Annotated in this window: 21 protein-coding genes and 1 tRNA gene; 9 read left to right on the top strand and 13 right to left on the bottom strand. The window is 71.1% G+C overall.

Going from position 1 to position 26,266, the window contains the following annotated elements:
- Positions 1 to 26: 26 nt before the first annotated feature.
- Positions 27 to 1,424, top strand: coding sequence for an aminotransferase class V-fold PLP-dependent enzyme (locus tag AB0D45_RS28385; RefSeq protein WP_362464166.1), 1,398 nt, complete (start codon positions 27 to 29; stop codon positions 1,422 to 1,424).
- On the top strand, positions 1,421 to 2,830 hold the full coding sequence (locus tag AB0D45_RS28380) for a SidA/IucD/PvdA family monooxygenase (RefSeq protein WP_362464165.1): 1,410 nt from the start codon (positions 1,421 to 1,423) through the stop codon (positions 2,828 to 2,830). Before AB0D45_RS28385 ends, AB0D45_RS28380 begins: the two co-directional genes overlap by 4 nt.
- A 101-nt stretch (positions 2,831 to 2,931) precedes the next feature.
- On the opposite strand, the gene AB0D45_RS28375 is transcribed toward AB0D45_RS28380, so the two are convergent.
- Positions 2,932 to 4,728 (bottom strand): 5'-nucleotidase C-terminal domain-containing protein, encoded by a 1,797-nt coding sequence (locus AB0D45_RS28375; RefSeq protein WP_362464163.1) that lies wholly within the window; start codon positions 4,726 to 4,728, stop codon positions 2,932 to 2,934.
- 167 nt (positions 4,729 to 4,895) lie between these two features.
- Here AB0D45_RS28375 and AB0D45_RS28370 point away from each other — a divergent pair, with 167 nt between their 5' ends.
- Together AB0D45_RS28370 and pyk are read left to right on the top strand one after the other, a co-directional pair.
- Entirely contained in the window at positions 4,896 to 5,600 is a 705-nt protein-coding gene (locus AB0D45_RS28370) for an SIMPL domain-containing protein (protein ID WP_362464160.1), read from the top strand.
- Between the two features lie 132 nt (positions 5,601 to 5,732).
- The gene (gene pyk, locus AB0D45_RS28365) at positions 5,733 to 7,160 is read left to right on the top strand and encodes a pyruvate kinase (protein WP_362464158.1); all 1,428 of its coding nucleotides are present in this window, start codon (positions 5,733 to 5,735) and stop codon (positions 7,158 to 7,160) included.
- A 68-nt stretch (positions 7,161 to 7,228) separates the two neighbouring features.
- Here the strand turns inward: pyk and AB0D45_RS28360 are convergent, their stop codons facing one another.
- The 3 genes from AB0D45_RS28360 to AB0D45_RS28350 form a co-directional block, all read right to left on the bottom strand.
- On the bottom strand, positions 7,229 to 7,480 hold the full coding sequence (locus AB0D45_RS28360; RefSeq protein WP_362464156.1) for an EF-hand domain-containing protein: 252 nt from the start codon (positions 7,478 to 7,480) through the stop codon (positions 7,229 to 7,231).
- A gap of 56 nt (positions 7,481 to 7,536) precedes the next feature.
- A complete protein-coding gene (locus tag AB0D45_RS28355) occupies positions 7,537 to 8,271 on the bottom strand; it encodes a transcriptional regulator (protein WP_362464153.1) in 735 nt (244 codons plus the stop codon).
- Between the two features lie 110 nt (positions 8,272 to 8,381).
- Positions 8,382 to 8,456 (bottom strand) — tRNA-Leu (locus tag AB0D45_RS28350).
- 99 nt (positions 8,457 to 8,555) lie between these two features.
- Here AB0D45_RS28350 and AB0D45_RS28345 point away from each other — a divergent pair.
- A complete protein-coding gene (locus AB0D45_RS28345; RefSeq protein WP_361608078.1) occupies positions 8,556 to 9,209 on the top strand; it encodes a response regulator in 654 nt (217 codons plus the stop codon).
- A gap of 71 nt (positions 9,210 to 9,280) precedes the next feature.
- Here the strand turns inward: AB0D45_RS28345 and AB0D45_RS28340 are convergent, their stop codons facing one another.
- From AB0D45_RS28340 to AB0D45_RS28310, 7 genes are all read right to left on the bottom strand, one after another.
- Positions 9,281 to 9,997 (bottom strand): ABC transporter ATP-binding protein, encoded by a 717-nt coding sequence (locus AB0D45_RS28340; protein WP_362464150.1) that lies wholly within the window; start codon positions 9,995 to 9,997, stop codon positions 9,281 to 9,283.
- Complete coding sequence (locus AB0D45_RS28335; RefSeq protein ID WP_361608083.1) at positions 9,994 to 10,869, bottom strand: ABC transporter ATP-binding protein; 876 nt, start codon at positions 10,867 to 10,869, stop codon at positions 9,994 to 9,996. The genes AB0D45_RS28340 and AB0D45_RS28335 overlap by 4 nt, the downstream gene beginning before the upstream one ends.
- 3 nt (positions 10,870 to 10,872) lie before the next feature.
- Positions 10,873 to 12,690, bottom strand: a complete 1,818-nt coding sequence (locus AB0D45_RS28330; RefSeq protein WP_362464148.1) for a branched-chain amino acid ABC transporter permease — start codon at positions 12,688 to 12,690, stop codon at positions 10,873 to 10,875.
- A 5-nt stretch (positions 12,691 to 12,695) separates the two neighbouring features.
- Positions 12,696 to 13,625 carry a branched-chain amino acid ABC transporter permease gene (locus tag AB0D45_RS28325; protein ID WP_362464145.1) on the bottom strand — a complete coding sequence of 310 codons (930 nt, stop codon included), beginning with the start codon at positions 13,623 to 13,625 and terminating at the stop codon, positions 12,696 to 12,698.
- Between the two features lie 108 nt (positions 13,626 to 13,733).
- Positions 13,734 to 14,963 (bottom strand): branched-chain amino acid ABC transporter substrate-binding protein, encoded by a 1,230-nt coding sequence (locus tag AB0D45_RS28320; protein ID WP_361611585.1) that lies wholly within the window; start codon positions 14,961 to 14,963, stop codon positions 13,734 to 13,736.
- 1,052 nt (positions 14,964 to 16,015) lie between these two features.
- On the bottom strand, positions 16,016 to 16,477 hold the full coding sequence (locus AB0D45_RS28315) for a hotdog fold thioesterase (protein WP_362464143.1): 462 nt from the start codon (positions 16,475 to 16,477) through the stop codon (positions 16,016 to 16,018).
- A gap of 51 nt (positions 16,478 to 16,528) precedes the next feature.
- Complete coding sequence (locus AB0D45_RS28310) at positions 16,529 to 18,799, bottom strand: FdhF/YdeP family oxidoreductase (protein ID WP_362464140.1); 2,271 nt, start codon at positions 18,797 to 18,799, stop codon at positions 16,529 to 16,531.
- Between the two features lie 112 nt (positions 18,800 to 18,911).
- On the opposite strand from AB0D45_RS28310, the gene polA reads away from it, so the two are divergent.
- Positions 18,912 to 21,635, top strand: a complete 2,724-nt coding sequence (gene polA / locus AB0D45_RS28305; RefSeq protein ID WP_362464137.1) for a DNA polymerase I — start codon at positions 18,912 to 18,914, stop codon at positions 21,633 to 21,635.
- A 103-nt stretch (positions 21,636 to 21,738) separates the two neighbouring features.
- On the opposite strand, the gene AB0D45_RS28300 is transcribed toward polA, so the two are convergent.
- Entirely contained in the window at positions 21,739 to 22,602 is an 864-nt protein-coding gene (locus AB0D45_RS28300; protein ID WP_362464134.1) for a DUF4184 family protein, read from the bottom strand.
- A gap of 145 nt (positions 22,603 to 22,747) precedes the next feature.
- On the opposite strand from AB0D45_RS28300, the gene AB0D45_RS28295 reads away from it, so the two are divergent.
- From AB0D45_RS28295 to AB0D45_RS28285, 3 genes are all read left to right on the top strand, one after another.
- Entirely contained in the window at positions 22,748 to 23,962 is a 1,215-nt protein-coding gene (locus tag AB0D45_RS28295) for a lytic transglycosylase domain-containing protein (protein ID WP_362464131.1), read from the top strand.
- A 96-nt stretch (positions 23,963 to 24,058) separates the two neighbouring features.
- Complete coding sequence (locus tag AB0D45_RS28290) at positions 24,059 to 24,202, top strand: SPW_0924 family protein (protein WP_362464128.1); 144 nt, start codon at positions 24,059 to 24,061, stop codon at positions 24,200 to 24,202.
- A gap of 11 nt (positions 24,203 to 24,213) precedes the next feature.
- The gene (locus AB0D45_RS28285; RefSeq protein WP_362464125.1) at positions 24,214 to 25,188 is read left to right on the top strand and encodes a DUF3068 domain-containing protein; all 975 of its coding nucleotides are present in this window, start codon (positions 24,214 to 24,216) and stop codon (positions 25,186 to 25,188) included.
- Here the strand turns inward: AB0D45_RS28285 and AB0D45_RS28280 are convergent.
- Positions 25,178 to 26,266: ATP-dependent helicase C-terminal domain-containing protein (locus AB0D45_RS28280; protein WP_362464122.1), on the bottom strand; the 1,089-nt coding region annotated here is incomplete at its 5' end. The two genes, AB0D45_RS28285 and AB0D45_RS28280, sit on opposite strands and share 11 nt — an antisense overlap.

Here is a 26,266-nt window from a genome sequence, read left to right as displayed (position 1 = left end):
CACCCGACGCCCGCCCCGGAGGACCCATGACCGAGTCCGCGCCCGCCCCCGCGCCCCCGCTCGCCGGCGGCCGCCACGGCGCCGACGCCCTGCGGCCCCTCCTCGCCACCGTCCTCACCGCCCTGCGCACCGGAGCCGACGAACGCCGCGGCCCGCTCCCCGCAGGCGGCCCGGCCGCCGTCACCGCCCGCGTCCACACCGCCCTCGGCGACGGCGGCGTACTCCCCGCCCGCGGAACCGGCGACCACGAAGCCCTCCGCACCCTCGTCCACACCCTCGCCGCCGGCGCCGCCGACCCCGCCCACCCCCGGTGCGCCGCCCACCTGCACTGCCCCCCGCTCGCCGTCGCGGCCGCCGCCGACCTCGCCGTCAGCGCCCTCAACCCCTCCCTCGACTCCTGGGACCAGGCCCCCGCGGCCTCCGCCATCGAGGCCCTCCTCACCCGCACCCTCGCCGCCGAGTACTACGACACCCCCCACCCCGACGCCCTCCTCACCACCGGCGGCACCGAGGCCAACCAACTCGCCCTCCTCCTCGCCCGCGAACGCCACGGCCCCCACCTCCGCGTCCTGCACGGAGCCAACGCCCACCACTCCGTGCCCCGCGCCGCCTGGCTCCTCGGCCTGCCCCCCACCACCACCCTCCCCACCCCCACCGGCACCCTCCACCCCGACACCCTCGACGCCGCCCTCGCCCGCACCCCCGGCCCCGCGCTCGTCACCGCCACCGCCGGCGCCACCGACGCCGGCCTCATCGACCCCCTCGACGCCCTCGCCGACGTCTGCGACCGCCACCGCGCCACCCTCCACGTCGACGCCGCCTACGGCGGAGCCCTCGCCTTCAGCCCCCGCCACCGCACCAAGCTGACCGGCCTCCACCGCGCCCGGTCGATCACCCTCGACCTGCACAAACTCGGCTGGCAACCCGTCGCCGCAGGCCTGCTCGCCGTCCCCGACACCACCGACCTGGCCCCCCTCGCCCACCAGGCCGACTACCTCAACGCCGCCGACGACACCGAAGCGGGCCTGCCCGACCTCCTCGGCCGCTCCCTGCGCACCACCCGCCGCCCCGACGCCTTCAAGATCGCCGCCACCCTGCGCTCACTCGGCCGCGACGGCCTCGCCCGGCTCATCGACCGCACCTGCGCCACAGCCCACCACCTCGCGGAACTCCTCGACGCCCACCCCCGCTTCGAACTCCACGCACACCCCACCCTCACCACGGTCCTCTTCCGCCCCACCCCCACGGACGACGACCGCCTCGCCGCGCTGCGCCGCACCCTCCTGCACGACGGCACCGCCGTCCTCGGCCGCGCCACCGCCGACGGCCGCCTCTGGCTCAAGGCGACCCTGCTCAACCCCCACACCACGGCGGGGGACCTGGACACCCTCGTCACCCTCCTGGAAGGCAGCACCCACCGATGACCGCCCAGCTCGATGCACCCCACGACCTCGTCGGAATCGGCATCGGACCCTTCAACCTCTCCCTCGCCGCCCTCGCCCACGGCCTCCCACGACAAGGCGCCGACCCCCTCGACACCGCCTTCTACGACCAGCGCCGCGACTTCCGCTGGCACCCCGGACTCCTCATCGACGGAGCCACCCTCCAAGTCCCCTTCCTCGCCGACCTCGTCACCCTCGCCGACCCCGCCAGCCCCTGGACCTTCCTCAGCTACCTCAAGCACAAGGAACGGCTCTACCCCTTCTACTTCGCCGAGCAGTTCCACATCCAGCGCGCCGAATACGACGCCTACTGCCGCTGGGTCGCCGGCCGCCTCCCCGGACTCCACTTCGGCCACCAGGTCGACGCCGTCCGCTGGAACCCCGAACGCGACCTCTTCGAAGTCGACTACACCCAACTCGACGCCGACGGCGAAGCCGAAGCCCTCGGCCGCACCCACACCCGCAACCTCGTCCTCGGCATCGGCACCGCCCCCCACGTGCCCGAACCCCTGCGCCCCCTCGCCGAAGCCCCCACCGTCCCCGTCATCCACTCCGCCGACTACCTCGACAACCGGCAGCGCATCGCCGGCGCCGAACACGTCACCGTCATCGGAGCCGGCCAGTCGGGAGCCGAAGTCTTCCTCGACCTGCTGCGCAGCCGCCCCGCCGGCCGCGAACGCCTCACCTGGCTCGCCCGCACCCCCTCCTTCGCCCCCATGGAGTACTCCAAGCTCGGCCTCGAACACTTCACCCCCGACTACACCCGCTACTTCCACTCCCTCCCCGAACCCGTCCGCGACCGCCTCGTCCCCGCCCAATGGCAACTCCACAAGGGCATCGACAGCGCCACCATCGCCGCCATCCACGAAGAGCTCTACCGCCGCACCCTCCACGGCGGCTGGCCCGACACCGTCCTCACCCCCGGAGTCACCGTCCGCACCGCCGGCCGCGTCGCCACCACCAAGGTCGAACTCCACCTCGAACACACCCAGCAGGGCAGCCGCTCCCGCCTCACCACCGACGCCGTCGTCCTCGCCACCGGCTACCGCGAGCGGCCCCTCACCAGCCTCTTCGCCGGCCTCGACCCCTACATGCGCAAGGACTCCTCAGGCCGCCCCCGCATCGACGACCGCTACCGCATGGTCCTCGACCCCTCCGTCACCGGCAGCGTCTTCGTCCAGAACGGAGAACGCCACACCCACGGCGTCGGCACCCCCGACCTCGGCCTCGCCGCCTGGCGCAGCGCCGCCATCCTCAACACCCTCACCGGCAAAGAGCCCTACCCCCAGCCCCACCGCACCGCCTTCACCACCTTCGGCCTCGAACAACGCGAGCCCGCCCGCCCCCACGCCACCCTCAACCTGCGCCCCCTCGCCGACCTCCCCTGACGCACACGGCCGGGCCCCGCCACAGCAGGACCCGGCCGCACACACCCCACAGGACGCCCGGCACGCCCCGGCCGTCCAGAACACCGGCCTAGAACACCGGCCTAGAACACCGGCACGCCCGCCCGCGTCAGCCGCCAGTCCACCGACGCGAACACCGCCGGATCCACCGTGCCCTTCGCCTTCACCCACTGGATGATCGTGTTGCGGATCTCGTCCGAGTCCGCCCACAGCTGCTGCGCCTTCGGTACGTGCGGGAACGCGCCGCCGCCGGACGCCCGGTAGTTGTTCACCGCGAACACGAACCGCGCCGCCGGATCCACCGGCTTCCCCCGGAACGACAACCCCGTGATGCGCGACCCCACCGGCTGCGCGATGTCGATGTCGTACGAGACCCCGTACACCGCGTCGTAGTTGTAGTCCGGGATGTTCTCCGCATTCGTCAGCTTCGCCGGATCCACCGCACCACCCGCAGCCGTCTGCACGTAGTACCGCGCCGAATACTCCAGATAATCCTTCAGCTGCGCACCCGTCAGCAGACGCGCCTCCAGCGTGTTCTCGAACGGGTACAGCCCCGCCGCGTCCTTGATCGTCACCTGCCCCGCCGGTATCGCCGCCGTCCGCGAGAAACACGAAGCCTGCGACAGCACCGGAAGCGACGCCCACTCCGAAGACGCCAGCGCCGCCTTCACCGTCTCGGCCTGCACGTGGTTGATCAGGTCGATGATCGGCACGTCCTTCACCGGACCCTCCGCCGACGACATCGCCTGCGTCGACGTCCCGATCACCTGGTTGACGTACGCCACCACCTTGCGGTGCTCGTCCGACAGCAGCCGCGTGATCTTCGGGTCCTCCGCGACCGTGTTCGAGTTCAACACCCGCGCCGCGACCTTCGCCACCGACCAGCGGCCCCGCTCCCACACCAGCTCGAAGTCGAACAGCGTCAGCCGCTGCCCCCACTTCAACGGCTCCGACAGCACCACGTCCTTGCCGGTCGCCTTGTTCTTCACCCGGTACTCCGGGATCTCCGTGTGCGCGTGCCCCACCAGGATCGCGTCGATGCCCGGCACCTGCTCCGCCACCAGACCCGCCGCGTTCTCGACGTACGGCAGCTGGTCACCGTACGACGACGTACCGCTCGACCCCGAATGCGCCGACACGATCACCACGTCCGCGCCCATCGACCGCAGCCGCGGCACGTACTTCGCCGCCTGCTCCTCCAGCCCCGGGAACGTCATCTTCCCCTGCACGTTCGCCTTGTCCCAGATCGCGATCCCCGGGTTCGTCAGCCCCAGCACCGCCACCTTCACGTCCCGCCCGTGCGGGGTCCGCAACCGGTGCATGCTGTACGGCGCGAACGCCGGCCGCAGCGTCTTCGCATCCAGCGCGTTCGCCCCCAGCAGCGGGAAATCACACTGCTCCTCGAACTTGCGCAGCACCGGGATGCCGTAATTGAACTCGTGGTTCCCCAGCGCCGCCGCGTCGTACCCGATCGCGTTCATCGCCTGCGCCATCGGATGCACCGGACCACGCCGCGCGGTGATCGGATCCACCTTCGCGTAGTAGTACGACAGCTGCGTCCCCTGGATGGTGTCACCCGCGTCGATCAGCAGCGTGTTGCAGCGTCCCTTCTCCGCACGGACCTGCTCCACCAGCGTCGAGATCTTCGCCAGACCGACGTCGTTGTGCGCCTTGTCGTCGAACTCCTTGTCCGTGAAGTAGTCCCAGTTGAAGACGTTCCCGTGCAGATCGGTCGTACCCATCACGGTGAACGCGTACGTCCGCGACCCCGCCGACTGCGAGGCCGCGGCAGCGGCCGGAGCGCCGGCAGCCCCCGTCATCGCCACAGCGGCACCCGTGGCGGCCGAAGCCCCCATGAACGTCCTACGGTCAAACGCCATGCCATTTCCCCTTCGAGGCGTGTTGTCGAGGCGTGACACAGCGCGTGCGAACAGCGCGTGTGAACAACGCGCGTAGATTCTGACCCACCAGTAACAATCAGCAACACCCCCCACAGGTTTCGATCCGATGACCACACCCGAACGGGCGACGGTGCAAGAGTGAAACCATGACCCAGGACGCCACGCCCCAGCCCTACGGAACCCCCGACGTCCCCCGCGTCGCCGTCCGCGGCGAAGCCCACCTCGACGTCGACCCCGAAATCGCCCGCATCGGCATCACCGTCACCGCCCGCGGCACCGACCGCCGCGCCGCCCTCGAAGACCTCACCCGCCGCAACAACACCGTCCTCGACCTCGTCAAGAGCTACGGCGAACCCGTCGAAAAACTCGAAACCGGCGCCTTCTCCATCACCCCCGAACTCACCCGCCACGGCCGCGGCGAACGCGTCCGCGCCTACCACGGCCGCGTCCACATCACCGCCGAACTCAACGACTTCACCGCCCTCGGCGAACTCACCAGCCGCCTCGCCGACCTCGAACTCACCGAGATCGACGGACCCTGGTGGGCCCTGCGCCCCACCTCACCCGCCCACGGCGAAGCCCGCCGCCAAGCCGTACTCGAAGCCGTCCAGCGCGCCCGCGAATACGCCCACGCCCTCGGCGCCGACCTCGCCGCCCTCGTCGAACTCGCCGACCTCGGCGCCGAGAACGCCACCCCCGTCGCCATGGCCGCCCCCGCCGGCATGCTCCGCTCCATGACCTACGGCGCCCAGGACGACGCGGGCGCCCCGCCCCTCGACCTCGAACCCCAGCGCCAGAGCGTCCACGCCCAGGTCAACGCCCGCTTCACCATGACCCCGCCCGTCCTCTGAACCGCCCTCGGGGGTGCTCATCAGAGCACCCCCGTGCACATTCAATAGATGTCAACAACCGTCCCCCCAAAGGAGGTTGGAGCGCCACCCGCACCACATTTCCTACCCCCCGGTAGGGCATACCCTCGCCCCATGCGCCGAGCGAAAATCGTATGTACCCTGGGCCCCGCCACCGACTCATACGACCAGATCAAAGCCCTGGTCGAAGCCGGCATGGACATCGCCCGCCTCAACCTCAGCCACGGCACCTACGCCGAACACGAGGAGCGCTACCAACGCGTCCGCAAGGCCTCCGAAGAAACCGGCCGCAGCATCGGCATCCTCGCCGACCTTCAAGGCCCGAAGATCCGCCTCGGCCGCTTCCACGAAGGCCCCGTACTCCTTGAACGCGGCGACGAATTCACCATCACCGTCGAACACCACCCCGGCGACCGCCACACCTGCGGCACCACCTACCCGGGCCTCGCCGACGACGTCAGCGCCGGGGAACGCATCCTCGTGGACGACGGCCGCGTCACCCTCGAAGTCACCGCCGTCGAAGGCCCCCGCGTCCACACCCGCGTCATCGAAGGCGGCATGGTCTCCGACCACAAGGGACTCAACCTCCCCGGCGTCGCCGTCTCCGTCCCCGCCCTCTCCGACAAGGACATCGAAGACCTCCGCTGGGCCCTGCGCACCGGCACCGACGTCATCGCCCTCTCCTTCGTCCGCACCGGCCGCGACATCGAAGACGTCCACCGCATCATGGACGAAGAAGGCCGACGCCTCCCCGTCATCGCAAAGATCGAAAAGCCCCAGGCCGTGGAGAACATCGACGACATCGTCGCCGCCTTCGACGGCATCATGGTCGCCCGCGGCGACCTCGGCGTCGAAATGCCCCTCGAACACGTCCCCATCGTCCAGAAGCGCGCCATCAAACTGGCCAAGCGCAACGCCAAGCCCGTCATCGTCGCCACCCAGATGCTCGACTCGATGATCGACAACTCCCGGCCCACCCGCGCCGAAGCCTCCGACGTCGCCAACGCCGTCATCGACGGAACCGACGCCGTCATGCTCTCCGGCGAAACCAGCGTCGGCAAACACCCCGTCGAAACCGTCCGCACCATGGCCCGCATCGTCGAAGCCGCCGAAGAGGACATCCTCGCCAAGGGCCTCCCCGCACTCACCGACCGCAACAAACCCCGCACCCAAGGCGGAGCCGTAGCCCGCGCAGCCGCCGAAATGGGCGACTTCCTCGGCGCCAAATTCCTCGTCGCCTTCACCCAGAGCGGAGACACCGTCCGCCGGCTCTCCCGCTACCGCTCACCCATCCCCCTCCTCGCCTTCACCCCCGACCCCGCCACCCGCTCCCAGCTCAACCTCACCTGGGGCGTCGAAACCTTCCTCGGCCCCCACGTCGACTCCACCGACGCCATGGTCGCCCAAGTCGAAGAGGAACTCCTGCGCATCGGACGCTGCGTCCCCGGCGACATCGTCGTCATCACCGCCGGCTCACCCCCCGGCCTCAGCGGCAAGACCAACCTCGTCCGCATCCACCACATCGGCGACCCCGTCCGCTGACCCGCCCCACACAAACGCCGCCGGAACCCCGGACGGGACTCCGGCGGCGTCCGCGCACCAAAGGGCCGTCACCAACCGAACCGACGGTCCACCTCGGCCTCGAACTCCTCCACCGACAACACCGCATCACCGTTCTTGTCCGCCGCATCGAACAACGCCGACGACGCGTCCGCGTCCCCCACGCCCCAGAACGGCAGATCCCCCCGAGCCGCCAACGTCGGCCCCTTCGCCCGCAAAGCCGAAATCACCTCCGCCCGCGTCAACTGCCCGTCATGGTTCAGATCCAGCGCCTCGAACAACCGCCGAGCCTTCTCACTCACCGAAACTCCCCTCCCACACCCACACCACTGACCCCCTCAACCTAGGGCACCACCCCTCAGTACTTCGGCCCGACGTGGACGTCCATGAGCGCGACGGATGCCTTCCGGGCTATGGAGACGTTGCGCTTGTTCGCCTGCTTCCACTGGACGCCGACCCGGTCGAGGGTGCGGGTCAGGAGCCCGGTGATGTCGTCGGACTTGTTGGTGAAGAAGTACCGGGGGTACTCGTACCGCTTGCCGTTCCGGACGGTCCAGTTGGTGACCCGACACCCGTCGGAGTGGATCAGCCCACGGATGAACTCCCAGGGGTGCGCGTCCACGATCTCCTGCTGCCACTCCTCGAGGGCGATGCGGCGGTCGTGCTTCTTGCCGGGCGCATGCTGGGGGAAGAGGCACGTCCAGTGCCGTCCGTAGCTGGTGACGGCCACGCACCCTTGGCGCTGCAACACGTAGACCTTGCCGGTCGGTCGTACCGCCAGGATCGCTGCGCGGCACAGCTCGATGAGGCCGGGCCAGGCGTCCGCGCACGCGATGCGGAGTTGGTGCCCACCGCGGGGGTGCGGGCTGATGCACCCGTCACCGAGGTAGAGGCCGAGGAGGTAGGCGTAGGCGGCAACGTCGGCCGGGCCGGAACACGGCGCCGACTGATTGAGGCGGGGGAGTGGTTCGATACGGATGCGCCAGTCCCTGATGGCGGCCCGGGATATCCCGGTTTCCTTGCTGACCGAGTTCAGGCTTCGCCCCTGGGCGAGTAGCCGTAGGGTGTGGCGGCGGGTGGTCATGTCGTACATGCGATCGACGCTGCCGGGCGGAATTCGCTCGCGTGCTGCATTTCGATACGCTTCGCTGAAACGAGTGAAGGTCACGCGATACTCGCGTGACCTTGGAAAAAAAGGAAAAGTGCCCCGGGTCGGACTCGAACCGACACTGTATGGGTTTTGAATCCATCGCCTGCTGCCAATTGGGCTACCGGGGCCCAACGAATCGAAGGTTACACCCGACCCGCTGCGTGTCCACCTTACCGCAGCTAGGTAGGCTCGGGGGAGCTTGTTATGCCCCGCAAAGAGGAGCCTTCGTGACCGCCGAGCACGAGTCGACGCCCACGCCCGACGCCGACCAGTCGCACGTTCCGCCGCTGACGACCCGCGTCGTCATCGCCGAGGACGAGGCGCTCATCCGTCTCGACCTGAAAGAGATGCTCGAAGAGGAGGGCTACTCCGTCGTCGGCGAGGCCGGGGACGGGCAGACCGCCGTCGAGCTGGCGCGCGAGCACCGGCCCGACCTGGTGATCCTCGACGTGAAGATGCCGGTGCTCGACGGCATCTCCGCCGCCGAGAAGATCGCGGGGGAGTCCATCGCCCCCGTCCTCATGCTCACCGCCTTCTCGCAGCGCGACCTCGTCGAGCGGGCCCGCGACGCCGGGGCCATGGCGTACCTGGTGAAGCCGTTCAGCAAGAGCGACGTCGTCCCGGCGATCGAGATGGCCGTGTCCCGCTTCGCGGAGCTGAAGGCGCTGGAGAAGGAGGTCGCGGACCTGTCCGCGCGCCTGGAGACCCGCAAGCTGGTCGACCGGGCCAAGAGCATCCTGCAGACCCAGTACGGGCTGACCGAGCCGGCCGCGTTCCGCTGGATCCAGAAGACCTCCATGGACCGCCGCATGTCCATGCAGCAGGTCGCCGAGGCGGTCATCGAGGACGCCGAGGAGAAGAAGCAGAACGCCGGCAAGTAGGGCGCGGTACGCGTGAGGCCCGTCTCCCCCCGAGGGGAGACGGGCCTCACGGCTTCATGGGGCGGGCGGGGTCAGTCCTCGCCGAGGTAGGCCTTGCGGACGTCCTCGTTGACGAGGAGCTCGCGGCCGGGGCCGGACAGGACGACCTTGCCGATCTCCATGACGTGGCCCGTGTCGGCGAGCGACAGCGCGGCCTGGGCGTTCTGCTCGACCAGCAGGATCGTGGTGCCGGCGGCCTTGAGCTCGGCGATCGTCGCCATGATCTTCTGCATCATGAGCGGCGAGAGGCCCATGGACGGTTCGTCGAGCATGAGCAGCTTCGGCTGGGACATGAGCGCGCGGCCCATGGCGAGCATCTGCTGTTCGCCGCCGGAGAGGGTGCCGGCGGCCTGCTTGCGGCGCTCTCCCAGGATGGGGAAGAGGTCGTAGGCGCGCTGGACGTCCTTCTGGATGCCTTCCTTGTCGCTGCGGAGGAAGGCGCCGAGGAGGAGGTTGTCCTCGATCGTCATGCGCGGGAAGATGTGCCGCCCCTCGGGGGAGTGGGCGAGTCCGAGCGAGACGATGTCGTGCGCGGGGACCTTCTTCAGGGACTTGCCCTGGAACTTGATCTGGCCGCCCTTGGGCTTGATCAGTCCGGACAGGGTGCGCAGGGTGGTGGTCTTGCCGGCGCCGTTGGTGCCGATGAGGGTGACGATCTCGCCCTCGTTGACGGTGAAGGAGATGCCCTTGACGGCGTCGATCTTGCCGTAGGCGACGCGGAGGTCCTCGACCTCCAGGAGTGCGGTCACTTGGCCTCTCCGTCCGTGCTGGTGGTGCTGTGCGCCTCGGCGGCCTCGACTTCGGCGACTTCTTCGGCGCCGGGGGCGCCTTCGAAGGGCTCGCCGAGGTAGGCGGCGACGACGCGTTCGTCGCTCTGGACCTCGGTGGCGGTGCCTTCGATGAGCTTTTCGCCCTGGACGAGGCAGGCGACGCGGTCGCAGAGGTTGAAGATGAAGCGCATGTCGTGCTCGATGACGAGGACGGCGATGCCCTTGTCCCGGATGGCGAAGATGAGCTCTTCGGCGGCCCGGGTCTCCTGCGGGTTCATGCCGGCGGTGGGCTCGTCCAGGAGGATGAGGCCGGGGTCGCTGGCGAGGGCGCGGGCGATCTCGAGCTTGCGCTGTTCGCCGTAGGGGAGGTTGCGGGCGAGGTGTTCGGCCTTGTGGTCGAGGCCGATGAACTCGAGCAGCTCCATGGCGCGCTCGCGGCTGGCCTGCTCTTCCCGGCCGAAGCTGGGGAGGCGCAGGAGGGCGGACCAGAGGCCTTCTTTGGTGCGGGTGTGGCGTCCGACGAGGACGTTTTCCAGGACCGTCATGTTGTTGAAGAGACGGATGTTCTGGAAGGTGCGGGCGATGCCGGCGGCGGTGACCTTGAAGGACTTGGGGGGCAGGACCGTGCCCTTGTACCGGACTTCGCCCTCGGTGGGGATGTAGAGGCCGGTGAGGCAGTTGAAGAAGGTGGTCTTGCCGGCGCCGTTGGGGCCGATGAGGCCGACGATCTCGCCGCTGCGGACGGTCAGGTCGACGTTCTTGACGGCGGTGAGGCCGCCGAAGCGCATGGTGACGCCTCGTGCGTCGAGGACGGTCTCGGCGGTTGCCGTTTCGGTCGTGGTGGTGGTCATGGATCAGGCCCCTGCCTTGCCGAGGACTGTGGGCGCTTCGAGGTCCTGGTGGAGTTCGAGCTGGTTGCGCCGGTTGGGGATGAGGCCTTCGGGGCGCAGGCGCATGAGGATGACGAGCGCGATGCCGAAGACGAGGAGCTGGTACTCGCCCAGGAACTGGAGCTTGTTGGGGATCATGAAGAGGAGGGCGCCGCCGACGAGGGGGCCGGAGATGGTGCCCATGCCGCCGAGGACGACTGCCGCGAGGAGGAAGGCGGAGTTCGGGGGGACGGCGTTGGCGAAGACGTACTGGTCCGGGGTGACGGTGTAGTTCACGTGGGCCTGTACGGCTCCGGCGAGGCCGGCGAGGGTGGCGCCGAGGGCGAAGGCGATGAGCTTGACGCGGAAGCCGTTGATGCCCATGGCTTCGGCGGCGGTTTCGTCTTCGCGGATGGCGACCCAGGCGCGGCCGATGCGGGATTCGGCGCTGCGGCGGAAGACCATGATCACGATGAGGGTGACCAGGAGCATCAGCAGGAAGTAGTTGGCGAAGCGGCCGACGGTGAATCCGGCGATGGTGTGGCTGGCGCCGAAGTCGAACCCGAAGAGGTCGACGTTGGGGATGCCGGCGACGCCGTTGGGGCCGTTGGTGAGGTCGGGGCCGCTGACGCCGTCGAGGTTGTTCATCGAGATGCGGAAGATCTCTCCGAAGCCGAGGGTGACGATGGCGAGGTAGTCGCCGCGCAGGCGCAGGGTGGGGGCTCCGATGAGGACGCCGAAGACCATGGAGGCGAGGGCGCCGACGAGGAGTGCGGCCCAGAAGGGCAGGTGCACGCCGAAGGGGGAGTTGGGGGAGCCGGAGACCAGGGCCGCGGTGTAGGCGCCGACGCCGAGGAAGGCGACGTAGCCGAGGTCGAGGAGGCCGGTGAGGCCGACGACGATGTTCAGGCCGAGGGCGACGGTGGCGAAGATGAGGATGTTGACGCCGAGGGTCGCGTACTGGTCGTCGGTCTGGGTGAGGGGGAAGGCTGCGGCCGCGACGAAGGCGCCGACGAGGGCGACGTTGCGGTGCTTGGTGGTGAGTGCGGTGAAGCGGGCCACCAGGCCGGCCTTGTTGAGGGCGGTGAAGCCGAAGCCGGCGGTGATCAGGAAGCCCAGGAAGAGTTCCTGGTAGGGGGTGGTGACGCCGTAGGTGAAGATGCCGAGGGCGACGGCGAGGACGGCGGTGATGAGGAGGATCTCGGCGTAGGCCGGGAGGGCGCGGGCCGGCTTGGCGGTGCCGCCGGCGTGGGCGGCCTTGGTGACGGCCCAGCTGTTGCCGATGTTGTGCTTGGTCTGCTCCCACCAGGTGTCTTCGGGGTCCGCGAGTTCGATGGCGGGCCGTTCGAAGGGGAGGGAGCGGGCGCCGAGGTAGGCGGCGAGTGCGGTGGCGAGGGCGACGAAGCCGCCCGGCTCGAGGTTGACGAGGCCGCCGAGGGTGTTGCTGATCGCCCAGACCGTGTAGGCGACGGTGAGGAGGGTGCCGAGGGCGCAGAGCTTGATCGCGGCGTCGGTTCCGGCGGGGGCGATCCAGCGCAGGCCCTTCATGCCGTAGGAGCTGAGGCCGAAGAGCGTGGTGAGGGCGCCGCCGATGAGGACGAGCCACTGGAGGCCGCCGGGGTATCCGTAGACGGTGAGGTCGCCGGGGAAGGCGGAGGTCCAGGTCCAGGCGAGGAAGCAGGAGATGACCGTGAGGGCGCCGCCGGCGGTGGCGAGGGCGCGGGCGGTCTTCTCGGGGAAGGAGATTCCCGTCCGGCCGGTGGTCGCCGTCTGCGGCGTGGTGTCTGTGGTGGTGGTCGTCATGGTTCTCACGCCCTGTCCGCCACGCGCTCGCCCATCAGGCCCTGGGGCCGGAAGAGGAGCACGAGGATGAGGAGTACGAACGCCCAGGTGTTGCCCCAGGACTGGCCGCCGAGCTGCTGCATGCCCGGTACGTCGGCGATGTAGGCGGTGGTCAGGGTTTCGGCGAGGCCGAGGACGATGCCGCCGATCATGGCGCCGTAGATGTTGCCGATGCCGCCGAGGACGGCTGCGGTGAAGGCCTTGAGGCCGAGGATGAAGCCCATGCGGTAGTTGACTTCGCCGTACTTGAGGCCGTAGGCGACGGCTCCGACGGCGGCGAAGGTGGCGCCGAGGGCGAAGGCGACCGTGATGATGCGGTCGGTGTTGATGCCCATGAGCTTGGCGGTGTCGGGGTCCTGGGCGGTGGCCTGCATGCCGCGGCCGGTTCGGGTCTTCTTGACGAAGAAGCCGAGGAAGGCCATGGAGAGGGGGGCGGCGATCAGGAGGAAGACGTCACCGGTCTGGATGGTGATGCTGCCGAGGTGGAAGGGGCCGCCGGGGAGCTCGGGGAACTTTACGGAGGACTTCGCGTCGGGGAACCAGGCCCATACGACCTGCTGGAGGACGATGGAGAGGCCGATGGCGGTGATGAGCGGGGCGAGGCGGGGGGCGCTGCGCAGGGGCCGGTAGGCGAAGCGTTCGGCGCCGACGGCTATGAGCGTGGCGACGATGACGGCGCCGATGATCATGAGCGGCAGTGCGATCCACATGGTGGTGCCGCCGGGGAGCATCAGCCAGACCGTGAGGGCTCCGAACCCGCCGGTCATGAAGATCTCGCCGTGGGCGAAGTTGATGAGCTGGACGATGCCATAGACCATCGTGTAGCCGATGGCGACGAGCCCGTACATGGATCCCAGTAGCAGGCCGTTGACCAGCTGTTGCGGCAGTTCGTGCACCGCAGGTCCTCCGAGTCTTTCGACGGATGTGACACCGCGCGGGGCGCAATGGTGCGCGCCCCGCGCAGCAGGTGAGGGGTGAGGGGTGGGGGTTCAGCCGGTGGGAGGTCAGCCGGCGAGGGTGCCGGACTCGACGGTCTTGAAGTCGTCGCCGTCGACCTTGTAGACGGTGAGCTGCTTGTTGGTGGCGTCGCCGAACTCGTCGAAGGAGACCTTGCCGGTCACGCCTTCGAAGGAGACGCCCTGGACGGCCTCGAGGACCTTGGCGCGGGCGTCGGAGGGGAGCTTGCCGTTGTTGGCGTCGACGACCTTCTTGACGGCCTCGATGACGGCCCAGGCGGAGTCGTACGAGTAGCCGCCGTAGGCGGAGTAGTCGTCCTTGTAGCCGGCCTTCTTGTAGTTGTCGACGAAGTCCTTGGCGGAGGCCAGGCTCTCGACGGGGGCGCCGACGGAGGTGCAGAGGTCGCCCTGGGCGCTGTCGCCGGCGAGCTCGACGTACTTCTTGTCCTTCATGCCGTCGCCGCCGACGAGCGGGATGTTGGTGCCGGAGGCCTTGATCTGCTTGCTGAGCGGGCCGGCCGCCGGGTACTCGCCGCCGTAGTAGACGACGTCGGCGCCCGAGGACTTCACCTGGGTGACGATGGCGGAGAAGTCCTTGGACTCGGGGTCGATGTGGCCCTCGCCTGCGACCTGGCCGCCGAGCTTGGTGAACTCGCCCTTGAAGGTTCCGGCGAGGCCGGCGCCGTAGGTCTTCTTGTCGTCGATGATGAAGACCTTCTTCTTGCCCGCCTTGTTGAAGAGGTACTGCGCCGCGTACGGGCCCTGGATGGCGTCCGTGGTGGCGGTGCGGAAGTAGCTCTTGTAGGTGCGGGTCTTCTGGCCTTCGGCCCACTTGGGGCCCTGGGTCAGGGACGGGCTGGTGTTGGCCGGGGAGATCTGGGCCAGCTTGGCGTCGTCGAAGACCTTCTGCATGGCTTCGGAGACGGAGGAGTTCAGCGGGCCGACGACGCCGAGGACGTCCTTGTTGGCCGTGAGCTTGGTGGCGTTCTGCTGGCCGGAGGAGGCCTGGGCCTGGTCGTCGAGGGCTTCGATCTTGAAGGTGACGCCCTTGACGTACTTCTTGTCGTTGGCCTGCTTGGCGGCGAGGTCGGCGGAGTTCTTGATGCCGAGGCCGAGGGCGGAGAGGTCGCCCGTCAGCGGGGCGTCGACGCCGATGACGACCGTGGTGCCGCCGGCGTCGGCGGCTCCGCCCTTGTCGTCGCGGGATCCGCAGGCGGTGAGAGTGAGGGCGCCCGCGGCGAGGGCGGCGGTCACGGCGATGAGCTGACGAGAACGCACGATCAGTCCTTTCCTGGCGCCGCGTCCCCCGTGGGACGCGTCGAGTCGAACGCGGGGAACCGAACTGAGGAAATCCGGCGGTCGCGGTAACTGGCCGTGACTCTAGGCGGCTCTTCGGGGGATATGGAGGGCTGAGGCCAATGATGTGACTCTCTTGTTATAGCCACGGCGTAATACATAGCGGATGGGTGCGGGTGGAACGGGGGAATTCAGGCCGGTTCGTCTTGTCCGCATGGTGAGACCCGGCAGGACCGTGGTGGGGTTTGAGTCCTGTCATGCCAGGACTCTGGGGGTCTTTGGTCATGACGGTCCGGCGGAGGGCGCGTCTCGATCTACGGGACAGGCCCTGGTCAGGGCCACGGAAAGATCTCGCGCATATCGGTCACCGGGGATGTAACTGTGATCCTCTTTCTGGAATCCATTACTCAGGGTCACTTCCAAAAAGGGCAGTCCGGAATTCCGTGCTACATGCACGCAGTCTTTTGCCTGAATGAGGACGAGGAGCTCGCGGACTTCTCCCGCCCGGACCGTGGCGGGCAGCGGTGGCCGGATCGTGACGCCGAGCGCCCGCGACGGCTGCCCGATCCGCTCCACGGTGACGGCCGGTCCCCACCCGGTCCGCACACGGACAGTGAAGGCGAAGGCGGCTCCGGCGGGCGGCTCGACCGGGTCCCCGTACGTGAGCGACAGGGCCTGGGAGGGGGCGGGCGGGGGCTGCGCCACGGGCGGGGCGGGCCGCGTCGAATAGACCCGGGCGGCGCCCGCGGCCAGCACCGCGGCCGCCGTCGCGCAGAGGACGGCCCTGCGGTGGCGGGCGTAGAAGCCGCGGATCCGGGCGGTGCGCCGGGCCGCGGGCGTACGGGGCCCCGTGCGCGGGGCCTGGCTGTCCCGCGTGCCCTCCCCGGGCTCCACCGGGCCGATGCCGGCGCCGGTCACCGCGGGCGCGTTGCCGTGGGGGCGGCGGTGGTGTGCCGCGGCGCCGGTCCGGATCCCATGCGGGGAACGCTAGACCGGCGCCGGGGCCCGCACAACGCCTCGTGCGGGACGGGGTGTTAAGAGTCCGTGTCGCGCAGCAGGCAGGTGAGGCGGGCGGTGCAGACGCGGCGGTCGTGCTCGTCGGAGATGACGACGTCGTAGGTGGCGGTGGAGCGGCCGCGGTGGACGGGGGTGGCGACGCCGGTGACCTGGCCCTCGCGCACGCCCCGGTGGTGGGTGCAGTTGAGGTCGACGCCGACGGCGATCTTCTTGATGCCGCCGTGCATCATGGCGCCGACCGAGCCGAGGGTCTCGGCGAGGACGGCGGAGGCGCCGCCGTGCAGGAGTCCGTAGGGCTGGGTGTTGCCCTTGACGGGCATGGTGGCGACGACGCGTTCGGCCGAGGCCTCCAGGATGCGGATCTCCATGCGCTCGCCGAGGGCGCCCGCCGAGAACAGGGCGGGCAGGTCTATGCCCTGGGAGGCGTACTCGTCGAGGACTTCCTGGGGGAACTTCACGGCGTGCTGCTCGGCGCCCATGGGCCTGCTCCGTTCGTCAACGATCGTTAACCAGTGTGTGGGCTCGTTCTATCAGGCCGGTTCGAAGCGCACGACGACGGACTTGCTGGCGGGGGTGTTGCTGGTGTCGGCGGTGGAGCCGAGGGGGACCAGGACGTTGGTCTCGGGGTAGTAGGCGGCGGCGCAGCCGCGGGCGGTGGGGTAGTGGACGACGCGGAAGCCGGGGGCGCGCCGTTCGACGCCGTCCTTCCACTCGCCGACGAGGTCGGTGTACGAGCCGTCGGCGAGGCCGAGCGCGGCGGCGTCCTCGGGGTTCACCATGACGATGCGGCGGCCGCCGGTGATGCCGCGGTAGCGGTCGTCGAGGCCGTAGATGGTGGTGTTGTACTGGTCGTGGCTGCGCAGGGTCTGCAGGAGCAGCCGGCCGGGCGGCAGGTGCGGGTACTCGACGGGGGCGGCGGTGAAGTTGGCCTTGCCGGTCTTCGTGGGGAAGCGGCGTTCGTCGCGGGGGGCGTGGGGCAGCCGGAAGCCGCCGGGGCGGGCCGCGCGGGCGTTGAAGTCCTCGAAGCCGGGCACGACGCGGGCGATGCGGTCGCGGATGGCCCCGTAGTCCTTCTCGAACTCCTCCCAGGGGGTCGCCGAGGCCGTGCCGAGGACGGCGCGGGCGAGCCGGGCGACGATGGCGGGTTCGGAGAGCAGGTGGGGGGAGGCGGGGGCGAGGTTGCCGCGGGAGGCGTGGACCATGCCCATGGAGTCCTCGACGGTGACGAACTGGCGGCCGGCCGCCTGCACGTCCTTGTCGGTGCGGCCGAGGGTGGGCAGGATCAGCGCGCGCCGGCCGGTGACCGCGTGGGAGCGGTTGAGTTTGGTGGAGACGTGGACGGTGAGGGAGGCGCGGCGGATCGCGGCTTCGGTGACGTCGGTGTCGGGGGTGGCGGCGACGAAGTTGCCGCCCACGGCGAAGAGGACCTTGGCCTTGCCGTCGCGCAGTGCCTCGATGGAGCGGACCACGTCGTAGCCGTGCTCGCGGGGCGAGGTGATGCCGAATTCCGCGTCGAGGGCGTCGAGGAAGGCGGGGGCGGGGCGTTCGAAGATCCCCATGGTGCGGTCGCCCTGGACGTTGGAGTGGCCGCGGACGGGGCAGACGCCGGCGCCGGGGCGGCCGATGTCGCCGCGCAGCAGGAGGAGGTTGACGACCTCGCGGATGGTGGCGACGGAGTGCTTGTGCTGGGTGAGGCCCATGGCCCAGCAGACGATGGTGCGCTTCGAGGCCAGGACCATGGCCAGGGCGCGTTCGATCTCGGGGCGGGTCAGGCCGGTGGCGGTGAGGGTCTCGTCCCAGTCGGTGTCCCGGGCGGCGGCCGCGAGGGCTTCGAAGCCGTGGGTGTGCTCGCGGATGAAGGCCTCGTCGAGGGCGCCCTCCGTCTCGATCACGAGCTTGTTGAGGAGGCGGAAGAGGGCCTGGTCGCCGCCGATGCGGATCTGGAGGAAGAGGTCGTTGAGGGCGGTGCCCTTGAGCATGCCGAGGGGGGTCTGGGGGTTCTTGAACCGTTCCATGCCGGCCTCGGGCAGCGGGTTCACCGAGATGATCTTCGCGCCTGCCTGCTTGGCCTTCTCCAGGGCGGAGAGCATGCGGGGGTGGTTCGTGCCCGGGTTCTGCCCGGCGACGATGATCAGGTCGGCCTGGTGGAGGTCTTCCAGGGAGACGCTGCCCTTGCCGATGCCGATGGTCTCGTTCAGCGCGGAGCCGGAGGACTCGTGGCACATGTTGGAGCAGTCCGGCAGGTTGTTGGTGCCGAACTCGCGGGCGAAGAGCTGGAAGAGGAACGCGGCCTCGTTGCTGGTGCGGCCGGAGGTGTAGAAGAGGGCCTCGTCGGGGGAGGAGAGGGCCTTCAGCTCCTCCGCGATGATCGTGAAGGCCTGGTTCCAGCTGACCGGCTCGTACCGGTCGGCGCCCTCGGGCAGGTACACGGGCTGGGTGATGCGGCCCTGCTGGCCGAGCCAGTAGCCGCTGCGGGCGGCGAGCTCGGACACCGGGTGGGCGGCGAAGAAGTCCGGGGTGACCCGGCGCAGCGTCGCCTCCTCGGCGACGGCCTTGGCGCCGTTCTCGCAGAACTCCGCGGTGTGCCGGTCGTCGCCCTCGGGCCAGGCGCAGCCGGGGCAGTCGAAGCCGTCCTTCTGGTTGACCTTGAGGAGGGTCTGCGCGGTGCGGCGCAGGCCCATCTGCTCCCGGGCGGCCTTCAGGGTGTGCGCGATGGCGGGCAGGCCCGCGGCGGCGTGCTGAGGGGGTCCGATGTGCGGCGCGTCCTGGACCGGATCACCTGCGGGCGGCTTGGTGGCCATGGAGCTCCCCTTCGAGCGGTTTCGCGTACGCATCCGATCCTGTCACGCCCGGCGGACATCGCCTCCGTCGCCCGCGTCGGGTTTGTCGGTGGGGGCGCCTAGGATCGGGGGCGTGGCAGAGACAGCATCGAAGAAGACCGACCAGCCGACCGCAGCGGACCGCCCCCGCCTGATGCTCATGGACGGGCACTCCCTGGCCTACCGGGCGTTCTTCGCGCTGCCCGCGGAGAACTTCACGACGGCGACGGGGCAGCCCACCAACGCCATCTACGGCTTCGCGTCGATGCTGGCGAACACGCTGCGCGACGAGGCGCCCACGCACTTCGCGGTGGCGTTCGACGTGTCCCGCAAGACGTGGCGCACGACGGAGTTCCCCGAGTACAAGGCGAACCGTTCGAAGACGCCCGACGAGTTCAAGGGGCAGGTCGAGCTGATCGGCGAGCTGCTCGACGCGATGAAGGTGCCGCGGTTCGCGGTCGACGGCTTCGAGGCCGACGACGTGATCGCGACGCTGGCGACGCAGGCGGAGGCCGCCGGCTTCGAGGTGCTGATCGTCACCGGTGACCGGGACTCCTTCCAGCTGGTCTCCGAACACACCACGGTGCTGTACCCGACGAAGGGCGTGTCCGAGCTGACCCGCTTCACGCCGCAGAAGGTCGAGGAGAAGTACGGGCTCACCCCGCAGCAGTACCCGGACTTCGCGGCGCTGCGCGGAGACCCGTCGGACAACCTGCCCGGCATCCCGGGGGTCGGGGAGAAGACCGCCGCGAAGTGGATCACCCAGTTCGGGTCGTTCGCGCAGCTGGTGGAGCGGGCCGAGGAGGTCAAGGGCAAGGCCGGGCAGAACTTCCGCGACCACCTGGAGTCCGTGAAGCTCAACCGGGTCCTGACCGAGATGGTCAAGGACGTGGAGCTGCCGCTCGCACCCTCCGACCTGGCGCGCGCCCCCTACGACCGGAGCGCCGTCACCGGGGTGCTGGACGTGCTGGAGATCCGCAACGCCTCACTGCGCGAGCGGCTGCTGGCCGTGGACCCGGGTGCGGCCGAGGCCGTGCAGGCCCCGGCACCGGCGGCAGGTGTGGAGCTGGACGGGTCGGTGCTGGGCGCGGGCGAGCTCGTACCGTGGCTGGAGGCGCACGCGGGCGGCCCGCTGGGCGTGTCCACCGTCGACAGCTGGATGCTGGGCGCGGGCAGCGTCAGCGAGATCGCGCTGGCCTCGGCGGACGGCGCGGCCGCCTGGTTCGAGCCGGCCGAGCTGGACGAGGCCGACGAGCGGGCCTTCGCCGCCTGGGCCGCCGACGCCTCGCGCCCCAAGGTCGTGCACAACGCCAAGGGCCTGATGCGGGTCTTCCCCGAGCACGGCTGGACGCTGGCGGGCGTCACCATGGACACCGCGCTCGCCGCCTACCTCGTCAAGCCGGGCCGGCGCTCCTTCGCGCTGGACGTGCTGTCCGTGGAGTACCTGGGCCGAGAGCTCCAGCCCCCGGCCGCCGACGGCCAGCTGGCCTTCGGCGCCGACGAGAGCGCCGAGGCGGACGCGCTGATGGCGCAGGCCCGCGCGGTCCTGGACCTCGGCGACGCCTTCGCGGCGAAGCTGCCGGAGGTCGGCGCGGTGGAGCTGCTCCACGAGATGGAGCTGCCCACCTCCGAGCTGCTGGCCCGGCTGGAGCGTGCGGGCATCGCCGCCGACCGGGACCACCTGGAGGGCATGGAGCAGCAGTTCGCGGGCGCCGTGCAGCAGGCGGTGAAGGAGGCGCACGCGGCCGTCGGCCACGAGTTCAACCTCGGCTCGCCCAAGCAGCTCCAGGAGGTGTTCTTCGGCGAGCTGGACCTGCCGAAGACGAAGAAGACGAAGACCGGATACACCACGGACGCGGACGCGCTGGCCTGGCTGGCCACGCAGACCGACCACGAACTGCCGGTGATCATGCTGCGGCACCGGGAGCAGGCCAAGCTGCGGGTGACCGTCGAGGGGCTGGTCAAGGCGATCGCCGCCGACGGCCGGGTGCACACCAGCTTCAGCCAGACCGTCGCCGCGACCGGCCGGCTGTCCTCCACCGATCCCAACCTGCAGAACGTGCCGGTGCGCACCGACGAGGGCCGCGCCATCCGCCGCGGCTTCGTCGTCGGTGAGGGCTACGAGTCCCTGATGACGGCCGACTACAGCCAGATCGAGCTGCGCGTCATGGCCCACCTCTCCGAGGACGAGGGCCTGATCGAGGCGTTCGCGTCCGGTGAGGACCTGCACACCACCGTCGCCTCCCAGGTGTTCGGCGTGGAGCGCGACCAGGTCGACGCCGAGATGCGCCGCAAGATCAAGGCGATGTCGTACGGGCTGGCGTACGGGCTGTCCGCGTTCGGCCTCTCCCAGCAGCTGAACATCGAGCCGGCGGAGGCGCGCGGGCTGATGGAGACGTACTTCGAGCGGTTCGGCGGCGTGCGCGACTACCTGCGCCGCGTCGTCGACGAGGCCCGCGCCACCGGCTACACGGCGACGGTCTTCGGCCGCCGCCGCTACCTGCCCGACCTGAACAGCGACAACCGCCAGCGCCGCGAGGCCGCCGAGCGGATGGCGCTGAACGCCCCGATCCAGGGCACCGCAGCCGACATCGTCAAGGTCGCCATGCTGCGCGTGGACAAGGCCCTCGCCGAGGCCGGGCTGTCGTCGCGGATGCTGCTCCAGCTCCACGACGAGATCGTGCTCGAGATCGCCCCCGGCGAGCGGGAGCGGGTCGAGGAGCTGGTGCGCCGGGAAATGGGCGCGGCCGTCGAGCTGCGGGCCCCGCTGGACGTCTCCGTGGGCGTCGGCGGCGACTGGGAGTCCGCCGCGCACTGACGCCGTACGCGGTGCGCCCGGGCGCCCGTTCCCGCCGTGCGGCGGGGGCGGGCGCCCGCGCGTGCGCGCCGCCCTAGGCGGCGGGCACCCGCGTGCGTGCCGGCTAGGCGGCGGGCACCCGCGTGCGCGTGTCCCGGTCCGGGCGGGGGCGGGCCCGGTCCTGGCGGTGGCGCAGCCGCACGAGGGCCCCGTACAGCAGCAGTCCGACGGTGACGCCGCCGCCCGCGCCGAAGCAGACGGTCGGGATGATGTCGAGCGGAGTGCGGATCCGGTCGTAGAAGTAGAAGGTGAAGAAGCGCAGCACGCGCACGGTCGCCCCGACCGCCGCGCACCCGCCGATCAGGGCCGCGGCGCCCCACCGCTCCGCGCGGCCCAGCACCGGCACCGCGGCGGGCGCGGGCGCGGCCGGCCGCCGCCGCAGGGCGCTCACCGTGAACCAGAGCAGCGCGCAGGCGGCCACCGCCGAGGAGCCGTACTGGACGTAGGAGTAGAGGGGCAGGCCGAAGGCGAGGGGATCACCGAGCCACGGCAGCGCGTTCGTCCCCCAGCGGTCCAGGTGCGTGAAGCTGTCCCACACCACGTGCGTGAGCGAGCCGGCGACCGCCGAGAGGTAGAACCAGAGCGCCAGCCGCCACGGCCGCCGCGTCCGCCAGTGCTCGCCCCGGACGAAGGCGTACGCCGCGCCCTGCCGGCGGCGGGGCAGCAGCGCGACCAGCGGTTCGCGCAGCAGCAGCCAGCACGCCGCGAGGAGCGCCGTCAGGACGGCGTCCGCGGTGGCCACGCCCGGCAGGGAGTGCGTGAAGGAGCCGTAGCCCATGACGCCCTGCACGACCGCGTCGGCGAAGTAGAAGGTGTCCGGTGCGAACGAACCCAGCACGAGCGCCGAGGCGACCAGCGGCCCGCGGGCCCGCCCCGTCCGCCGTATGGCCGGAAGTACGGCGGCCGCGTGGCTGAGAGTGAACGGCACGGCGTCTCCTTGTGCTGTCGGCGTCCGGACAGTATGCGTGAGCTGCGCAGGGACGTGGGGATGTGGTGAATACCGGGCCGCAGTGCGTGCTGTGTGCAGTGAGTTGACGTAGGGTCACGCGGACGTCTAGGGGAGGGGTCCGCTCATGTCGGCACGAATATTCGGGCGCGGGCTGCGCAGGGGAGCGGCCGCGGCCCTGGTCTCGGCACTCGTGGCCGCCGCCATGACGGCCTCTCAGGCTCCGGCGGGCGCCGGTCCGCAGCGGATGGAGGCGGCCGGTGAGGGTGCCGCGCAGCCGCAGGCCGCGACCCCGGGCGGGGACTCCGCCTACTTCACCGAACTGCCGCCGCTGGTGAGCCCCGAACCGCCGGCCGCCGTCCTGCCGGAAGGGCAGCCCGCCGGAGCGGAGCCCGCGGCCGTGCCGTCGCCTTCGCCGGCCGTGGTGCCCGCGGCGGTCCCGCCCGTGGTGGAGGGCGCGCAGGGCATACCGGCGAGCGTCCTCGCGGCGTACCGGGCGGCCGAGCAGCGGCTGAGGGAGAACGACCCCGGGTGCGGGCTGCGCTGGCAGCTGCTCGCGGCGATCGGCAAGGTCGAGTCGGGCCAGGCGCGCAGCGGGCAGGTGGACGCGGCCGGGACGACCCTCCGGCCCATCCTGGGGCCCGTGCTCGACGGCAACGGCTTCGCGAACATCTCCGACACGGACGGCGGCGCCTTCGACGGCGACGCCCGCTACGACCGGGCCGTCGGGCCGATGCAGTTCATCCCGTCCACCTGGGCGGCGTGGGGCCAGGACGCGAACGGCGACGGCCGGCGGGACCCGAACAACATCCACGACGCGGCCCTGGCGGCCGGACGCTACCTGTGCGCGGGCGGCCGGGACCTGCGGGCGGGGGCGGACCTGGACCGGGCCGTGTTGTCGTACAACCAGTCCGCGGAGTACCTGCGGACGGTGCGGTCCTGGTTCGCGTACTACCTCCAGGGTGCGCACGAGGTCCCGGACGCGGGCGGCAGCGGCGCCGGTACGGGCCCGGCGGCCCCGGCGGGCCGCCCGTCGGACCCGAAGCCCACTCCGAAGCCGACGCCGACACCCACGCCGTCGCCGAAGCCGACACCCACGCCGACGCCCACCCCGAAGCCGACGCCCACACCCACGCCGAAGCCGACTCCCACGCCGACGCCCACGCCTACGCCTACGCCGACGCCGACGCCCACACCTACACCGACGCCGACTCCCACCCCGAAGCCGACGCCCACGCCCACGCCCACCCCGAAGCCCACGCCGACCGCCACCCCCACGCCGAAGGCCACCCCGTCGTCGGCCCCGGCCCTGCCCGTGCCGAGCCCCACCCCGGCCCCCTGACGCCCGCTGCCGGCCGGGCCCAGACGGTTCTCATCTCACCGGCGCGTTGCTACGGTACGCCTCCCTGACGACCCATCAGATCCGGGAGGCGCCGCCATGCGCGCACTCGTCGCCGCCGCCATCGGGCTGGCCGCCGCGCTGGCCCTCGTCCTCACCGTGACGGCCGTCGGGGTGCCGGAGGGCAGGACCTCGCCGAGGCCGCTGCTCACCACCGCGCCCGCCGCGCCCGGACAGCAGTAAGGAGGCCGGCCGTGCGACGCAGAGCGAGCCTCGTGCTGCTTGCCCTGGCCGTGTTCTGCGCAGCCCTCGCACCGCTGCTGCGCTGGTACGCGTACCCCAGGCTCGCCAAGGTCCCGCCGGGCCAGTACCAGGAGATGGTCCTGGAGGCCCGGGACGCGACCCTCCTCGACTACGCCGGCGGCATGCAGCCCAAGAAGGTCGACAAGGTGACCATCGTCCAGACCCTCAAGGGCAACGTCGAGGCGTCGAGGGAGATCGAGGCCGACGCCGGCAAGGACGTCGTCGTCTGGGACACGCTCTCCTACATCATCGGGCCGGACGGGAAGATGGTCTCCCGGATCCCCGAGCGCTACATCTTCGACGCCCACACCCAGGACCCGGTACACGCCACCGGCGAGATGGTCGACGGGGACCCGGTCAGGCGCGAGGGCATCGAGTTCAAGTGGCCCTTCTTCACCGAGCCGCGCGACTACCTCTACTTCGACGCGCAGACCCGCACCGCCTCGCCGATCCACTACGTCGGACCGCGCACCTACCGGGGCATGGACGTCTACTACTTCGAGCAGACCGTCCCCTGGACCAAGGTCCCCATGCCGAAGAAGATGCCGATCGAGGGCATCGACCCGGCCACCATCGAGCAGAGCACCGGCACCACCCTCTGGTACACGGTCACGGCCCGGTTCTGGGTCGACCCCGTGACCGGCGCCCCCGTCAACGCCGAGCAGGACATCCGGCAGGAGATGCGCGGCGGCATCGCGGCGGCGGCCCCGGAGGGGCGGCTCACCGCCTTCGCCGGACACGTCACGATGCGCGAGGACTACGCGCGGCACACCCTCGCGCTGGTCTCCGCCAACCGTACGAAGGTCCTCGCGCTGCACACCTACGCCCCGGCCGGCCTCGCGCTGGGCGGTACGGCGCTGCTCGCGGCCGCCCTCTGGCTGGAGGCCCGGGCGCGCCGGGCCCGGGACGGGGGCGTCAGCGCCTGAGCCGGGCGTTGGTGTGCCGGGTCGGCTCCGCGGTGGCCGGGTCCTCGGGCCACGGGTGCTTCGGGTAGCGGCCGCGCAGCTCCGCGCGGACGGCGCGGTAGCCGCCGCGCCAGAAGGAGGCGAGGTCGGCGGTGACGGCGGCGGGCCGGCCCGCCGGCGACAGCAGGTGGACCAGCACCGGCACCCCCGCCACGCGCGGGGTCTCGGCCAGCCCGAACAGCTCCTGGAGCTTCACCGCGAGCACCGGCTGCTCGGCCGTGTAGTCGACGCGGACGCGGGAACCGCTGGGGACCTCGATCCGTTCGGGGGCCAGCTCGTCGAGCCGGGCGCCCTCGCCGGTGGCCCAGGGCAGCAGCCGGTTCAGCGCCTGCCCGGCGTCGATCCGGCCCAGGTCGGCCCGGCGGCGGGCCCGCGACAGCTCGGGCTCCAGCCAGTCGTCGGCCCGCTCCAGCAGCGCCGCGTCGTCCGCCACGTCGGGCCAGGCGCCGCCGAGCGTACGGTGCAGGAAGCCCAGCCGGGCCCGGAGCGCCCGCGCGTCCGCGGACCAGTGCAGCAGGCCGAGCCCCTCGGCGCGCAGCCCGTCCAGCAGGGCGGCCCGTACGAGCGCCGGAGCGGGGTCGCGCAGGGGGCGCGCCACCAGCTCGATGGCCCCGAGCCGCTCGGCGGCGCGGGCCACCAGGTCCCCGTCCTCCCAGCGGACCTCCTCCCCGGAGGCCAGCAGGTGCGCGCCGGCGCTGCGGGCGGTGTCCCCGTCGAGGACGGCGGCCAGCCGGACCCGTGCCGACGCCGCGTGCGGGGCCCGGTCGGCGACGGCCACGGCCAGCCACTCGGCCTGCCGCAGCGAGGACCCCTCGGCCGGCTCGGCCGCCGTCCCGGAGGCCATGAGGAAGGCCCCCGAGCCCTTGGCCCGGGCCACCCGTTCGGGGAACGCGAGGGCCGCGACCAGCCCGGCGGCGGCGTCATCGGCCATGGCGGCGTCGGCCGCCGGGGTGCCGGGGGCGCGGCCGCCGGCCGTAAGGTCCCGCGCAGCGGCCCCGCCACCGGCGGAGCCCAGCGCGCGCTCCAGGCGGGACGCCTC

Origin of the sequence: Streptomyces sp. NPDC048352, from assembly GCF_040651895.1 — a bacterium.
Lineage (GTDB): Bacteria > Actinomycetota > Actinomycetes > Streptomycetales > Streptomycetaceae > Streptomyces.
This window is presented reverse-complemented; position numbering and strand designations above follow the sequence as displayed.